The sequence below is a fragment of the Streptomyces sp. NPDC102270 genome, from assembly GCF_044766405.1.
Lineage (GTDB): Bacteria > Actinomycetota > Actinomycetes > Streptomycetales > Streptomycetaceae > Streptomyces.
Genome location: NZ_JBIWLX010000017.1, coordinates 148,583 through 163,260, shown reverse-complemented (window position 1 = coordinate 163,260; position 14,678 = coordinate 148,583). Strand labels below are relative to the sequence as shown.

At 72.3% G+C, this 14,678-nt stretch carries 12 protein-coding genes; 9 read left to right on the top strand and 3 right to left on the bottom strand.

Annotated features, from left to right (window positions below; translation table 11 throughout):
* Nucleotides 1-42 precede the first annotated feature (42 nt).
* Nucleotides 43-1,245, top strand: coding sequence for a bifunctional adenosylcobinamide kinase/adenosylcobinamide-phosphate guanylyltransferase (locus tag ACIRP7_RS32890; RefSeq protein ID WP_403666685.1), 1,203 nt, complete (start codon nucleotides 43-45; stop codon nucleotides 1,243-1,245).
* Here ACIRP7_RS32890 and ACIRP7_RS32885 read toward each other — a convergent pair.
* A complete protein-coding gene (locus ACIRP7_RS32885) occupies nucleotides 1,234-1,830 on the bottom strand; it encodes a MarR family transcriptional regulator (protein WP_403666682.1) in 597 nt (198 codons plus the stop codon). The genes ACIRP7_RS32890 and ACIRP7_RS32885 overlap by 12 nt on opposite strands.
* Before the next feature lie 125 nt (nucleotides 1,831-1,955).
* On the opposite strand from ACIRP7_RS32885, the gene cobT reads away from it, so the two are divergent.
* From cobT to ACIRP7_RS32870, 3 genes are all read left to right on the top strand, one after another.
* Complete coding sequence (gene cobT, locus ACIRP7_RS32880; RefSeq protein ID WP_403666679.1) at nucleotides 1,956-3,059, top strand: nicotinate-nucleotide--dimethylbenzimidazole phosphoribosyltransferase; 1,104 nt, start codon at nucleotides 1,956-1,958, stop codon at nucleotides 3,057-3,059.
* 75 nt (nucleotides 3,060-3,134) lie between these two features.
* Nucleotides 3,135-4,901 carry a phosphatidylglycerol lysyltransferase domain-containing protein gene (locus tag ACIRP7_RS32875; protein ID WP_403666676.1) on the top strand — a complete coding sequence of 589 codons (1,767 nt, stop codon included), beginning with the start codon at nucleotides 3,135-3,137 and terminating at the stop codon, nucleotides 4,899-4,901.
* Nucleotides 4,902-4,911: 10 nt separating this feature from the next.
* Complete coding sequence (locus ACIRP7_RS32870; protein WP_403666673.1) at nucleotides 4,912-5,604, top strand: hypothetical protein; 693 nt, start codon at nucleotides 4,912-4,914, stop codon at nucleotides 5,602-5,604.
* A 307-nt stretch (nucleotides 5,605-5,911) separates the two neighbouring features.
* Here ACIRP7_RS32870 and ACIRP7_RS32865 read toward each other — a convergent pair whose 3' ends face one another.
* Complete coding sequence (locus ACIRP7_RS32865) at nucleotides 5,912-6,670, bottom strand: hypothetical protein (protein WP_403666670.1); 759 nt, start codon at nucleotides 6,668-6,670, stop codon at nucleotides 5,912-5,914.
* Nucleotides 6,671-6,743: 73 nt separating this feature from the next.
* On the opposite strand from ACIRP7_RS32865, the gene ACIRP7_RS32860 reads away from it, so the two are divergent.
* Complete coding sequence (locus ACIRP7_RS32860) at nucleotides 6,744-7,526, top strand: adenosylcobinamide-GDP ribazoletransferase (RefSeq protein WP_403666831.1); 783 nt, start codon at nucleotides 6,744-6,746, stop codon at nucleotides 7,524-7,526.
* On the opposite strand, the gene ACIRP7_RS32855 is transcribed toward ACIRP7_RS32860, so the two are convergent.
* A complete protein-coding gene (locus tag ACIRP7_RS32855) occupies nucleotides 7,523-8,326 on the bottom strand; it encodes an endo alpha-1,4 polygalactosaminidase (protein WP_403666667.1) in 804 nt (267 codons plus the stop codon). The genes ACIRP7_RS32860 and ACIRP7_RS32855 overlap by 4 nt on opposite strands.
* A 194-nt stretch (nucleotides 8,327-8,520) precedes the next feature.
* Here ACIRP7_RS32855 and ACIRP7_RS32850 point away from each other — a divergent pair, with 194 nt between their 5' ends.
* From ACIRP7_RS32850 to ACIRP7_RS32835, 4 genes are all read left to right on the top strand, one after another.
* Nucleotides 8,521-10,047 carry a leucyl aminopeptidase gene (locus tag ACIRP7_RS32850; RefSeq protein WP_403666665.1) on the top strand — a complete coding sequence of 509 codons (1,527 nt, stop codon included), beginning with the start codon at nucleotides 8,521-8,523 and terminating at the stop codon, nucleotides 10,045-10,047.
* 289 nt (nucleotides 10,048-10,336) lie between these two features.
* Entirely contained in the window at nucleotides 10,337-11,725 is a 1,389-nt protein-coding gene (lpdA, locus tag ACIRP7_RS32845) for a dihydrolipoyl dehydrogenase (RefSeq protein WP_403666663.1), read from the top strand.
* 69 nt (nucleotides 11,726-11,794) lie between these two features.
* A complete protein-coding gene (gene sucB / locus ACIRP7_RS32840) occupies nucleotides 11,795-13,585 on the top strand; it encodes a 2-oxoglutarate dehydrogenase, E2 component, dihydrolipoamide succinyltransferase (RefSeq protein WP_403666660.1) in 1,791 nt (596 codons plus the stop codon).
* Between the two features lie 279 nt (nucleotides 13,586-13,864).
* On the top strand, nucleotides 13,865-14,488 hold the full coding sequence (locus ACIRP7_RS32835) for a GntR family transcriptional regulator (RefSeq protein WP_352383048.1): 624 nt from the start codon (nucleotides 13,865-13,867) through the stop codon (nucleotides 14,486-14,488).
* Nucleotides 14,489-14,678: the final 190 nt, after the last annotated feature.

Here is a 14,678-nt window from a genome sequence, read left to right as displayed (position 1 = left end):
GCTGCGCGCGCTGGATCACCGGGCACCGGCGAGAATCGTCCCGTGGAACTGACATTGCTCGGCACCGGCGCTCCCGCCGGCCTCCCCCGCCCCTCCTGCTCCTGTGCCGCCTGTGCCGTCGCGCTCGGTGAGGACGCCCGGGCCGCCACCTCCGTGCTCATCGACGAGACGCTGCTGCTCGATCTCACCCCCGGTGCCGCCTTCGCCGCCGCCCGGGCCGGGCACTCGCTGGCCGGCGTACGGCAGGTGCTGCTGTCGCACCCCCATGACGGGCCCCCCGTCGAGGTGCCCGCCGGGCTCCCGCAGCCGGGGCGGGTGCCGGACGGGCGGGAGTTGGCGTTGCTGACGGGGCATCGGGTGCGGGCCGTGGCGCTGGACGCGCCGGGGACCGGGTACGCCGTCACCGGGCCCACGGGGCAGCGGGTGCTGTATCTGCCGCCGGGGGGTGCGCCCGCCGGGCTGGAGAGGGGGCCCGTGGAGTCGTACGACATGGTGCTCGCCGATGTCGTCCAGCGGCCGGACGCGCTCGCCCGGCTGCGGGCCGTGGGGGCCGTGGGGCCCACGACCGACGTGGTCGCCGTGCATGTCGATCACGACGTGCCGCCCGGCACGGAGGTGCGGCGGAGGCTGGCCGCCGCCGGGGTGCGGGTCGTGCCCGACGGGACGACTCTGGTCGTCGGGGTCTACGAGGACGTACCCGATGTGCCGCGGCGGACGCTGGTGCTGGGCGGGGCGCGGTCCGGGAAGTCGGTGGAGGCCGAGCGGCGACTGGAGGCGTTCCCGGACGTGCTGTACGTGGCGACCGGCGGCTCGCGGAACGGGGACACCGAGTGGGCTTCCCGGGTCTTCGCCCACCGGGAGCGGCGGCCGGGGTCGTGGCGTACGGCGGAGACCTGCGACCTGGTGCCGCTGTTGAAGGACGACGGGGCGCCGCTGCTGATCGACTGTCTGTCGCTGTGGCTGACGGACGCGATGGACGCCGTGGGGGCGTGGGACGACGCGGAGTGGGCCGGCGGCGGGGAGCGGGAACTTCGGGCGCGGGTACGGGAGTTGACGCAGGCGGTGCGGGACACGCGGCGGACGGTGGTGGCCGTGTCGAACGAGGTGGGGTCGGGGATCGTGCCGGCCACCGCGTCGGGCCGCCGCTACCGGGACGAACTGGGGCGGCTGAACGCGGCGTTCGCGGGTGAGTGCGAGCAGGTGGTGCTGGTGGTGGCGGGGCAGGCGATGGTCCTACGGGGCTGACGGCTCCTTGCGGGCGATGACCCGGTAGGTCCTGGCGAAGCGGGTGCCGGCGAGGAGGAGGGCCAGGGCGTGGTCCAGCGCTCTCGCGGCAAAGGCCGTCGGTCCGGTCGCCCTCGGCGGCAGGCGGGTCGTCACGCGGCCCGGGATGTGCGCGGATCTGCGGGCCGTGGCGACGATGGCGCAGCCCCGGGCCTCCAGTTCGGCGCGGGGGTCGTGCCGGGATTCCACCAGGAGGTGGCCGCCGGGGCGCAGCACGGCGAGGGCCGCCGCGAGTTCCCCGGGGTCCGCGTGCGGGTTCAGCAGGCTCACCACGTCGTAGCGGGCCCGCAGGTGGGCGGTGATCGGCGGGTCCGTCAGACGGCCCAGGTAGCCCTCCTCCAGGCGCTCGACCGCCTGGGCGTGCAGGACACGGGGGGTGGGGTCCAGGCCGTCGAAGGCCGTGTAGGGGAAGTACGTTCGCGCCGCCTCCGGGAAGTCCGCGTCCCCGGTGTCCACGTCCAGCCAGCTCTCGGGTTCGGGGAACGGCAGTATCGCGCGGGCGGTGGAGCGAAGACGCCGTACGGAAGGGGCGGTCGGTGCGGGCATGGGGCCTCCCGGGGGCGCACGGCAATTCGTACAAAGCGGAACGTATGGGATCCCGTTCCCGGGTGCAATGACGTCATGGCCACGTGGCGCCCCCGTGTTCGATCAGGGCCGGTACTGTTCGGCGAATGAGCTCGCTTAATCTCGACGACTTCACCGACCTGATCGAGCGCCCCGACGGCGGGGTGCGTCGCGACGCCGAGGCGCGCCGGGAGCGTCAGGTCGTGCCGCCCGGGGCGCTGGGCCGCCTCGACGACCTGGGTGAGTGGCTGGCCGCGGCGCAGTCGGCCGTGCCGGTACGGCCGGTCGAACGGCCGCGGGTCGTGCTGTTCGCCGGTGACCACGGGATCGCCGAACTGGGTGTCTCGGGGCGGGTCGCGGGCAGTGCGTCGGAGCTGGTGCGGGAGGTCCTGGAGGGCGGCCGTCCGGTGTCGGTCCTCGCGCGGCGCCTCGGCGTGCCGGTGCGGATCGTCGACATGGCGCTGGACTGCGATCCGGCCGAGCTGCCGGAGGCGGTCGTACGGCATCGGGTGCGGCGCGGGAGCGGTCGGATCGACGTCGAGGACGCGTTGACCCTCGAGGAGGCGGAGGCCGCCTTCCGGGCCGGGATCGCGGTGGCCGACGAGGAGGCCGACTCCGGTACCGATCTCGTGGTGCTCGGCGATGTGAGCGTGGGCGGGACCACGGCGGCCGGAGTGCTGGTCGCCGCGCTGTGCGGGACCGACGCGTCGGTGGTGACCGGGCGGGGCGGGACCGGGATCGACGATCTGGCGTGGATGCGCAAGTGCGCGGCGATCCGGGACGCGCTGCGGCGGGCGCGGCCGGTGCTCGGTGACCAGTTGCAGTTGCTGGCGACGGTGGGCGGGGCCGACCTCGCGGCGATCACCGGGTTCCTGCTCCAGAGCGCGGTGCGCAAGCTGCCCGTCGTGCTGGACGGGGTGGTCGTGGCCGCCTGTGCCCTGGTGGGCCAGCGGATCGCGTTCCGGGCGCCGGACTGGTGGCTGGCCGGGCAGAACAGCGGTGAGCCGGGGCAGACGAAGGCGCTGGACAGGATGGCTCTGGAACCGCTGCTCGACCATGGCGTGACGGTCGGGGAGGGCGCGGGCGGACTGCTGGCGCTGCCGCTGGTGCAGGCCGCGGCGGCGCTGGCCGCCGAGCTGCCGGAGAAGCCCGCGGTTTCCGAGGAGGAGCCGGAGCAGGCGGAACCGGAGAAGGTGTCCGAGGAGGAGTAGCCGCGAAGGAGCAGCCGCGGACAGGTGAGTGCCCTTGCGACGGAATCGCCCGCGCAAGGGGCATGATCGCCCTTCATGGGAGATGTCCGGGTTGCACCTGTTCGGAATGTCCGCCGGTCCACCGGTGCCTCGCGGCGGGCCGCCGGGTTCGCCGTCTGGTACCTGCGGGTCGTCGCGTTCGTCAACTTCCTCAGCGCGGTGTGGGTCTCGCTGGGGCAGGACGTGCGACGGCACAACCAGCAGGACTTCTTCACGCCGTATCTGCTGACGGCGGGCTTCGCCTCCGGGGTGTTCACGGCCTTCCTCGCCATCACCATGCGGCGGCGCAAGCGGGCGGCATGGATCCTGAACCTGGTGCTGTCGGGGGCGTTCCTCGCGCTGTTCGTCCTCGCGATGGCGTTCCCGGAGATCCGGCGGTACGCGCAGAACTGGATCTCGCTCGGTCTCACGGCCGCGTTCGTCGCCGCGCTGCTCGTCGGCCGGCGGGAGTTCTACGCCAAGGGCGACCGGTCCAATCCGCGGCTCGCCGCCGCCGTGGCCGTGGGCGGGCTGCTCGTGTCCTCGCTGCTGGCCGCGCTGCTGGTGACCGTCACCAACAAGGCGTCCAGGTCCTCTTCCTTCGGGGAGCGGTGGTGGTACGGCACGCTGCGGCTGGTCTCGGTGGCCGCCGACGACTCCCGCTTCGACGGGATCCTGACGCCGAACTGGGTCAACGTCGCCATCAACGTGCTCAGCACGGTCCTCGTCCTTGCCGTCCTCTACGCCGCCTTCCGCTCCCGGCGTGCGGTCGACCCGCTCACCGAGGACGACGAGCGGCGCCTGAGGGAGCTGCTGGAGCGGCACGGCGAGCGGGACTCGCTCGGGTACTTCGCGCTGCGCAGGGAGAAGAGCGTCGTCTGGTCGCCGACCGGGAAGGCGGCCGTGACCTACCGGGTCGTCAGCGGGGTCTCGCTGGCCTCCGGCGATCCGATCGGCGACCCGGAGGCCTGGCCGGGGGCGATCGAGCCCTGGCTCGCCGAGGCACGGGCGCACGGGTGGCTGCCGGCGGTGATGGGGGCCGGCGAGGACGCGGGGACCGTGTACGCGCGGCACGGCCTGAACGCGCTGGAGCTTGGTGACGAGGCGATCGTCGAGGTCGCCGAGTTCACGCTGGAGGGGCGGGCGATGCGGACCGTCCGGCAGGCCTACAACCGGGTCAAGCGGGCCGGGTACACGGTACGGATCCGGCGCCACGAGGACATCCCCGCCGAGGAGATGGCGGCCCTCGTCCAGCGGGCCGACGACTGGCGGGACGGGGCCACCGAGCGCGGGTTCAGCATGGCGCTGGGGCGGCTCGGGGATCCGGAGGACGGCCGGTGCGTGGCGCTGGAGTGCAACGATGCCGAGGGTGAGCTGAAGGCGGTGCTCTCCTTCGTGCCGTGGGGGCCGCACGGGCTGTCCCTCGACCTCATGCGCCGGGACCGCGATGCGGAGAACGGCCTCATGGAGTTCATGGTCATCGAGCTGCTGAACCGGGCCCAGGAGATCCAGATCACCCAGGTCTCGCTCAACTTCGCGATGTTCCGTTCGGTCTTCGAACGTGGTGCACGTCTTGGCGCCGGGCCGGTGCTGCGGCTGTGGCGGTCGCTGCTCAGCTTCTTCTCCCGCTGGTGGCAGATCGAGTCCCTGTACCGGGCCAACGCCAAGTACCGGCCCATCTGGGAGCCGCGGTTCCTGCTCTTCGAGAAGAGCGCGGACCTGCCGCGCATCGGCATCGCCTCGGCGCGCGCGGAGGGGTTTTTGGAGGTGCCGGGTCTGCCGGGGTGGCTGCGGCGCCGGGAGCACCTCAGTACGCACAGATGAGGACCATGGGATGAAGAGGGTCGCCCGCTGGGCCCGCGCGGAGTGGGGGCCGCTGTACGTCACCGTGCGCGGGCCGTTGCTCCGGCAGGGGTGGCGGGCGGTCCCCCTGGCCCTGGCGGCCGTGTGTCTGACGGCGGCCCTGCACTTCGTGCACAACCAGTCGTGGGGCTACGGCTTCGTCCAGGACGTCGGTGCGGTACGCGCCGCGGATCCCCTCTGGCTCGCCCTGCTCCGCACTCCGCTCTCCCTGTTCGTGCCGGCCCTGGACCTGCCGGTGTGGGGTGCGCTGGCGCAGCTCCTGTTCGTGTTCGGGATCGCCGAGATCTGTCTGGGCCGGTGGCGGACTCTCGCTCTGGCCTACGCGGCCACGCTCGCCGGGACGCTGTACGCGCGCGTGGGCATCTGGCTGGGCCCCGACAGCCCACTCGGCCTGCCCGCCTCGGACGCCCACGTCGTCGACACCGGGCCGTCGGCGGCCGTGGTGGGCCTCGCCGTCTTCCTCGGCCTGCGCTACGGCGCCCGGGTCACCGCGGGTGCCGTGTTCGCGGTGATGCTGGTCGAGGTACTGGTGAAGGAGAACCTCGCCGGCAAGGAACACATGGCGGCGATCGCGGCGATGCTGGTGCTGTGCGCCATCCCGGCGGAGCGCCGGCGGCGGGCGAGGAAAGGGGTCCGGGCGGACGTGCCGCCGTCAGGACCGTGAGGCGAGCACCGCAGCCGTGGCACCGACGGCGTCTCGGAGGAACGGCCGGTCGGGGCTGCTGAGGGCCGGTCCCTGAGAAACCACGGTCCCCGCAGCCGTGCACCGCCCGGGCTCGCCCTGCGTGCGCGGCGTCCCGGAGCCGCGGTCGATCGGGGGCGACCACCCGCCGGCTCCTGAAGCAGCCTCGCCGTGCCGGCCATCGGGCTCCTCGCCCCGCGTCACCGGCGTTGCAGAGAGACGACCATCACCGGCCGTTCCGCACAGCCGCCGCCCTCACCTCACCGGTGACCGGAATCCTCGCGGGGCGTCAGCGGCGTTCCAGTGACGGGGTCGGGTCCGGTTTGCCGCCGATCAGGTCCTGGAATTTTCGGCGGGGGCCCGACCAGCGTCTGTCCCGGCGGTAGGCGCGCAGGGTGGCGCGGGCGCGGGCGTGCGGGCGGCGGCGGTAGAAGCGGCGGGCCCAGGGTGAGCCGGGGCGGGCCAGGCGGATGACGCCGATCAGGCCGACGAGCGGGACGATCACGCTGAAGATCGCCATCCGGGTCTTGCCCTTGAGCAGGACGAGCATCGCGAAGAGGAAGTTGACCACCACGCTGGTGATGACGCCGCCGCGGTCCTGGGCCTCCCCCTGCGTCACGTCGTTGACACCGAACGGCGAGAACCCCGCGAGCAGCAGGCCGACCAGCGCCGCGGTGAGGACGACGACCTCGACGCTCTTGCGGCCCTCCTCGCTCCAGTACACGTCGTCGAGGTGCAGGATCAGCGCGAACTCGTCCAGCACCAGACCCGCGCCCATCCCGAAGACGACCGCGCACAGCCCCGCCACGAAACCGTGCCGCCCGCTCGTGACCGCGCCGAAGCCGCCGACGACGGTGAGGACGACTCCGGGCACCACGTGGTGGATGTGCATCCCTCCGGTGCTGACGTTGCCGAAGGGGCCCTTGCCCGCCCGGATGAGCCGGGTGACGACCCGCGTGATCAGGAAGGTCAGGACGAACGCGGTCAGGGCGAGGAGCAGCGGCAGCTTGCCGGGTTCCACGATGTTGCGGTGCAGCCAGTGGCCCATGGAACCAGTCTCCGGTCGGCGGGGGCGGGCCGCCCGGCGGCCGGGGCGTCCGGGCTACCCTGCCGACGTGTCCATGACCCCGCCCCCGCTCGACGGCCTCCGCTTCGCCTTCGGCACGCTCAGCGTGCTCCCCGTGAAGGTGACCCGCTGGGACCGGGAGGCGGCACGCGCCGGAATGCTGTGCGCGCCCCTGGTCGGGCTGGTGCTGGGCTGCGGGTCGGCCGCGGTGGGGCTCCTGCTCCTGCTGCTCGGTGTCTCCGCGCCGCTCGCCGCGGTCGTCACGGTGGCCGTACCCGCCGTCCTCACCCGGGGCCTGCACCTCGACGGCCTCGCGGACACCGCCGACGGCCTGGGCAGCGGCAAACCCGCCGAGGACGCTCTGCGGATCATGAAGCAGTCGGACATCGGCCCGTTCGGGGTGATCACCCTCGTCCTCGTGCTCCTCGCCCAGGTGGCAGCGCTCTCACAGATGTACGGCGATTCCTGGGCGCGGGGTGCGGCAGCCGCGGTGGTATCCGCGACGGCCGCGCGTCTGGCCCTGACCCTCGCGGCCCGCGCCGGAGTCCCGCCGGCCCGGCCGGAGGGGCTGGGGGCCGCGGTGGCGGGGGTCGTCCCGGTGCGGGGGGCGGTGCTCACGGCCGCCGCGGTGACCCTGGGGGCAGCCGCGGCGGGGGCGCTCTTCGGGTCGTACGACGTCGTCCGCGCGGTTCTCGCGGTGGCCGCCGCCGTGGGCGTGGCCGAGCTTGTGCTGCGGCACTGCACGCGCCGCTTCGGCGGAGTTACCGGGGACGTGTTCGGCGGGCTGGCGGAGACGGCGGCCACGACGGCGCTGGTGGTCCTGTCGATGACGTTCTAACAGGCCTTCCGCCACGCCCCGAGCTCGTACTTCTTCAGCATCGAACTCAGCTTGAGCCGCCGGGACTCGGCGCAGAAGCGGCTGGTGGGGAGTTCGTACTCGACGTGGAAGACCGCCTTGCCGGCCTTGATGAACGGCTCCATGTCCCCGCACTCGCCGTACTGCGCGCACTGCTCGTTGACCGCGAAGTCGAAGTCCCCCACCAGCGCCGGGATCTGGTCGAGGTCGTTCTTCAGGCCGACCGACATGCCGCGCTCGTGGGCCAGTTGGGCGATCAGGCGGTTGTAGCGGAGCTGGTCCGCCGCCGTCAGCGGGAAGCCCGTGCGGTTCCGGTAGCCGTCCATGTTGTCCGGCTCCACCGCGTCGAAGCCCTTCTCGCGGCACATGTCGAGGCGGTCCGCCATCAGCGGTTCCAGGACGTCCGTGGCGCGGATGTCGAGCCAGCGCTCCCCTTTCCAGCCGTTGCCGCGCCCGATCACCGACTTGGGGAAGTCTGCGGCGTCGGGCCGCCAGTCCTCCCACGCGCCCGTGGAGAGGTAGCAGATGACCTTGCGGCCTTCACGGTGGAGCGACGACACCACCGTCTTCGACTGGTCGAAGCCGTCGATGTCGTACACCGGCACGTTCACGGAGGTGTCGACGCGGCCGGTCAGCTGCCACTGCCAGGCGATGCCGGGGCGGGGCCGCCAACGGGAGTCCCCTGACCCGGAGTCGGGGGTGGAGTGAGGGGTGGAGCGGGGGGTGGTCGAGCATCCCGTCGCCAGGAGGAGCAGGGTTACGAGCAGGAGGCGGCGTATCAAGAGGTGGGCTCCAGTGCGTGCGGCGAACGATCGGCGGCCGACCCGAGCGTAGGCTCTTCCCGGGTGGTCGCCGACAGGGGTGAAGGCCCCGATCGGGATCCGTGTTCGGACACGAAATAGGGTCGGCCGTCGGGCCCGGTCGACCCACCCGCTCGACCCAGACAACCTCACATCGGAAGCGAGAATTCACCACCGTGACTGCTCTGACTCTCAGCACCTCCGCGGCGCCCGGCCTGCGGGCCGACGCGATCGTGATCGGTGTCGCCAAGGGCGTGAAGGGCCCGGTCGTGGCGCCGGGCGCCGAATCCGTGGACAAGGCCTACGACGGCAGGCTCGCCGGTGTCCTGGAGACCCTCGGTGCCTCCGGCGCCGAGGGCGAGGTGACGAAGCTGCCCTCTCCCGCCGGCCTCAAGGCCCCTCTCGTGGTGGCGGTCGGCCTGGGCGCCGAGCCCGAGAAGGACTCCTCGTTCGCCGCGGAGGCGCTGCGCAAGGCCGCCGGTGTCGCCGCCCGCACGCTGACCGGCGCGAAGAAGGCCGCGTTCGCGCTGCCGCTCGCTGACGCCGCCGACCTCGGCGCGGTCGCCGAGGGCGTGCTGCTCGGGGCGTACTCCTTCGACGCCTACAAAGAGAACGCCAAGGACCCCAAGGCCAGGAACGGCAAGGCGCCGCTGGCCGAGGCCGCGCTGCTGGGCGGCAAGCCGCGGGACGCCGCGTACAAGGCCGCGCTCGCCCGGGCCGTCGCGGTCTCCGAGGAGCTCAACCGCGCGCGCGACCTGATCAACATGCCGCCGAACGACCTGAACCCCGAGGCCTTCGCCGCGATCGTGCAGACCGCGGGCAAGGAGCACGGCCTCAAGGTGCAGGTGCTGGACGTGAAGGCCCTGGAGAAGGGCGGCTACGGCGGCATTCTCGGCGTCGGCGCGGGCTCGGCGTCGGGGCCGCGGCTGGTGAAGCTGTCGTACACCTCGTCCAAGGCGAAGAAGCACCTCGCGCTGGTCGGCAAGGGGATCACCTACGACTCGGGCGGTATCTCGCTGAAGCCGGCGGGCCACAACGAGACGATGAAGTGCGACATGAGCGGGGCGGCGGCGGTGTTCGCGGCCGTGGTCTCGGCCGCGCGGCTGGGCCTCGAGGTCAACGTGACCGGGTGGCTGGCGCTCGCCGAGAACATGCCGTCGGGGACCGCGACGCGCCCCGGTGACGTGCTGCGCATGTACAGCGGCAAGACGGTGGAGGTGCTCAACACCGACGCCGAGGGCCGGCTGGTGCTCGCGGACGCCCTGTGGGCGGCGTCGGCGGAGAAGCCGGACGCGATCGTGGACGTGGCGACGCTGACCGGGGCGATGATGCTCGCGCTGGGCAGCCGGACGTTCGGGATCATGGCCAACGACGACTCCTTCCGTACCGCGGTGCACGAGGCCGCGGAGGAGGTCGGGGAGCCGGCGTGGCCCATGCCGCTGCCGGAGCACCTGCGCAAGGGGATGGACTCCCCCACCGCCGACATCGCGAACATGGGTGAGCGGATGGGCGGTGGCCTGGTCGCCGGGCTCTTCCTGCGGGAGTTCGTGGGCGAGGGGATCCCGTGGGCGCACCTCGACATCGCGGGGCCGGCGTTCAACGACGGTGGTCCGTTCGGGTACACGCCGAAGGGCGGGACGGGGTCCGCGGTGCGTACGTTGGTGCGGCTGGCGGAGCTTGTCGGCTCGGGTGACCTGGGGTGATGGTCGCCTAAGAGCTCGGTGCCACCGGTTGTACGGCGTGTGCGGGGGCGTGGGGAGCAGGTCGCGCAGTTCCCCGCGCCCCTCGGGCGTCTCACCATGCCCCCGATTCACATGTGAGCGTGTGGTGTCTCACACCCCGGCCCGGCGTCTCGTTCAGTGCTGACAAGTGCGAAGATGGGGCTCGGCAGGACAGGGCCCCCACACAGGGCCGAAGAAAGAGCGGCCGGACACCAGCCGCCGCCCGGTCACTGGAGACCGGCGTACGGCGCACATGCATGGAGGACGTGACGTGGCGAACGACGCCAGCACCGTTTTCGACCTAGTGATCCTCGGCGGTGGTAGTGGCGGTTACGCCGCGGCCCTGCGCGGGGCGCAGCTGGGGCTTGACGTCGCCCTGATCGAGAAGGACAAGGTCGGCGGTACCTGCCTGCACCGGGGATGCATCCCCACCAAGGCCCTGCTGCACGCGGGCGAGATCGCCGACCAGGCCCGCGAGAGCGAGCAGTTCGGTGTGAAGGCCACCTTCGAGGGCATCGACATCGCCGGGGTGCACAAGTACAAGGACGGCGTGGTCGCCGGGCTGTACAAGGGCCTGCAGGGGCTCGTCGCCTCCCGCAAGGTGACGTACATCGAGGGTGAGGGCCGGCTGTCGTCGCCCACCTCCGTCGATGTCAACGGTCAGCGCGTCCAGGGCCGTCACGTGCTGCTCGCGACCGGCTCCGTGCCGAAGTCGCTGCCGGGCCTGGAGATCGACGGCGACCGGATCATCTCCTCGGACCACGCCCTCGTCCTGGACCGCGTGCCCAAGTCCGCGATCATCCTGGGCGGCGGTGTCATCGGCGTGGAGTTCGCCTCCGCGTGGAAGTCCTTCGGCTCGGACATCACCATCATCGAGGGTCTCAAGCACCTCGCTCCTCTCGAGGACGAGAACTCCTCCAAGCTTCTTGAGCGCGCGTTCCGCAAGCGCGGCATCAAGTTCAACCTGGGCACCTTCTTCCAGAAGGCCGAGTACACCCAGGACGGCGTCAAGGTCACCCTCGCCGACGGCAAGGAGTTCGAGGCCGAGGTGCTGCTGGTGGCCGTCGGCCGCGGGCCCGTCTCCGCCGGTCTCGGCTACGAGGAGCAGGGCGTCGCGATGGACCGCGGCTACGTCCTGGTCGACGAGTACATGCGCACCAACGTCCCGACCATCTCCGCCGTCGGTGACCTGGTCCCCACGCTCCAGCTCGCGCACGTCGGCTTCGCCGAGGGCATCCTGGTGGCGGAGCGTCTGGCCGGTCTGAAGACCGTTCCGATCGACTACGACGGTGTCCCGCGGGTGACGTACTGCCACCCCGAGGTCGCCTCCGTGGGCATCACCGAGGCCAAGGCCAAGGAGATCTACGGTGCGGACAAGGTCGTCGCTCTGAAGTACAACCTGGCGGGCAACGGCAGGAGCAAGATCCTGAACACCGCGGGCGAGATCAAGCTCGTCCAGGTGAAGGACGGTGCCGTGGTCGGCGTCCACATGGTCGGCGACCGCATGGGCGAGCAGGTCGGCGAGGCCCAGCTGATCTACAACTGGGAAGCGCTGCCGGCCGAGGTCGCCCAACTCATCCACGCCCACCCGACGCAGAACGAGGCGCTCGGCGAGGCGCACCTGGCCCTCGCGGGCAAGCCGCTGCACGCGCACGACTGATCCCTCGGTCCACGAACGCGACTCCGCGACGACACAGACTTCCGCAATTCGTAAGGAGCAACCGAAACCATGGCGGTTTCCGTAACCCTTCCGGCGCTCGGCGAGAGCGTCACCGAGGGCACCGTCACCCGCTGGCTGAAGGCCGAGGGTGAGCGCGTAGAGGCCGACGAGCCGCTGCTCGAGGTGTCGACCGACAAGGTCGACACCGAGATCCCCTCCCCCGCCGCCGGTGTCCTGGCCTCCATCAAGGTCGCCGAGGACGAGACGGTCGAGGTCGGCGCCGAGCTGGCCGTGATCGACGACGGCACCGGCGCCCCCGCCGCCGAGCCGGCCCCGGCCGCCGAGCCGGTCGCCGAGCCCGCCCCCGAGCCGGCCCAGGCCGCTCCCTCCACCGAGCAGGCCGCCCCGGCGCCCGCTCCCACCGCCGAGTCCGCTTCCGGCGGCGGCTCCGCCGAGGGCACGGACGTCGTCCTGCCCGCGCTGGGCGAGTCCGTCACCGAGGGCACCGTCACCCGGTGGCTGAAGGAGGTCGGCGACTCCGTCGAGGCCGACGAGCCGCTGCTCGAGGTCTCCACGGACAAGGTCGACACCGAGATCCCGGCGCCCACCTCCGGTGTGCTGCTGGAGATCGTGGTCGGCGAGGACGAGACCGCCGAGGTCGGCGCCAAGCTCGCCGTCATCGGCGCCCCGGGTGCGGCTCCGGCCGCTGCCCCGGCCCCCGCCGCTCCCGCCCCGACCCCGGCTGCCGAGGCCCCCGCCCCGGCTCCGGCGCCCGCGGCGCCCGCCCCGGCTCCGGCCCCGCAGGCACCCTCGGCTCCGGCCCCGCAGCAGCAGACGGCTCCGGCGCCCGACCCGGCGCCCACCGCTCCGGCCCCGGCTCCCGCCCCGGTCACCCCGGCCCCGGCGCCCGCCGCGACCTCCGGTGACGACGGCGCCTACGTGACCCCGCTGGTGCGCAAGCTCGCCGCCGAGCACGGCGTCGACCTGGCGTCCGTCAAGGGCACCGGCGTCGGTGGCCGTATCCGCAAGCAGGACGTCGTCGCCGCCGCCGAGGCCGCGAAGGCCGCCGCCGCTCCGGCTCCGGCCGCTGCCGCCGCCCCGGCCGCCGCCAAGAAGGCACCGTCCCTGGAGGCCTCTCCCCTCCGTGGCCAGACCGTCAAGATGCCGCGCATCCGCAAGGTCATCGGCGACAACATGGTCAAGGCGCTGCACGAGCAGGCGCAGCTGTCCTCGGTCGTCGAGGTCGACGTCACCCGGCTGATGAAGCTGCGCGCCCGTGCCAAGGACGCGTTCGCGGCGCGTGAGGGCGTCAAGCTCTCCCCGATGCCGTTCTTCGTCAAGGCCGCGGCCCAGGCGCTGAAGGCGCACGCGCCGATCAACGCCAAGATCAACGAGGGCGAAGGCACGATCACCTACTTCGACACCGAGAACATCGGTATCGCGGTGGACTCCGAGAAGGGCTTGATGACCCCGGTCATCAAGCACGCGGGCGACCTCAACCTCGCCGGCATCGCCAAGGCCACGGCGGAGCTCGCGGGCAAGGTCCGCGCGAACAAGATCACGCCCGACGAGCTGTCCGGCGCGACCTTCACCATCTCCAACACCGGTTCGCGCGGTGCGCTCTTCGACACGATCATCGTGCCGCCGGGCCAGGTCGCGATCCTCGGCATCGGTGCCACGGTCAAGCGTCCGGCGGTCATCGAGACCGAGGAGGGCACGGTCATCGGCATCCGCGACATGACCTACCTGACCCTCTCCTACGACCACCGTCTGGTGGACGGCGCCGACGCGGCCCGTTACCTGACCGCGGTCAAGGCGATCCTGGAGGCGGGCGAGTTCGAGGTCGAACTCGGTCTGTAAGCCTCTTCGCTCCTACGGTGCCCCCGTCCGGTTTCCGGGCGGGGGCACCGGCGTTTGATCACCGGGGTGTCAGTGCCCCGTCCGGCTTGACGAAGACGCAGGCGGCGCCCTGACGAACGCGACACTTCTCGGTGCCGTGGGGTTCCGTGACTTGACAGAAGCCGTGCGGCTGAGAGCGTGTAAGCCTCGTCTCACCTGCATGAAAGCGCCCCCGTGCGCCCCTCCCGGACGGGCCCTCGGCCTTATTGTCTTAACGTCAAACGCCCTTAAGGAGCTCTCATGACCGCGCCCGTCGTCCACTCGCTGCGCGAACAGATCCGCGAGCACATCGTGGAGGGGATCGTCAGCGGGCGCTGGCAGCCGGGCGAGCGGATCGTGGAGCGCCGTATCGCCACCGAGCTGGAGGTCAGCCAGACGCCGGTGCGGGAGGCGCTGCGCGAGCTGGAGTCGCTGCGGCTGATCGAGTCCGCGCCGAACAAGGGCGTACGGGTGCGGAACCTCACGGCGGCCGACCTGGAGGAGAGCTACCCGGTCCGGGCCGGTCTGGAGGCGATCGCGGCGGAGCTGGCGGCGGAGCGGCTGGCGCGGGACTGCTCGGCCCTGGAGCCGCATGTCGCCGCGCTGTACGAGGCCGACCGGGACTCCGACGGCACCGGCCAGGTGCGGCACACGGTGGGTTTCCACCGGGAGCTGGTGCGGGCGGCCGGCAACTCGGTGCTGCTGCACACCTGGGAGGGCCTGGGGATCGAGGTGTTCACCGCCCTGTCGATCCGCTGGCTGGGGACGGTCCAGCAGTCGTACGCGGAGGAGCACGAGGAGCTGGTGGCCGCGTTCCGGAGGCGGGACCCGCGGATCGCCGACATCGTGAAGTCCCACGTCCTGGGCTGCGCCCCGAGGGCCTGACGACCGGTTCGGCACCGCCGAACACGCGCTGCGGCGGCTGCACCGCCGCAACTGAACACCACCAGCCCGAGCGAGCACCGTCGCGACTGAACACCACCCGTGGCCGAACACCGCCGGACCCGAGCACGGTCGCGGCCGAGCACCACCGCAGCGAACACCACCTGGCCCGAGCAGCGCCACGCCCAGCACC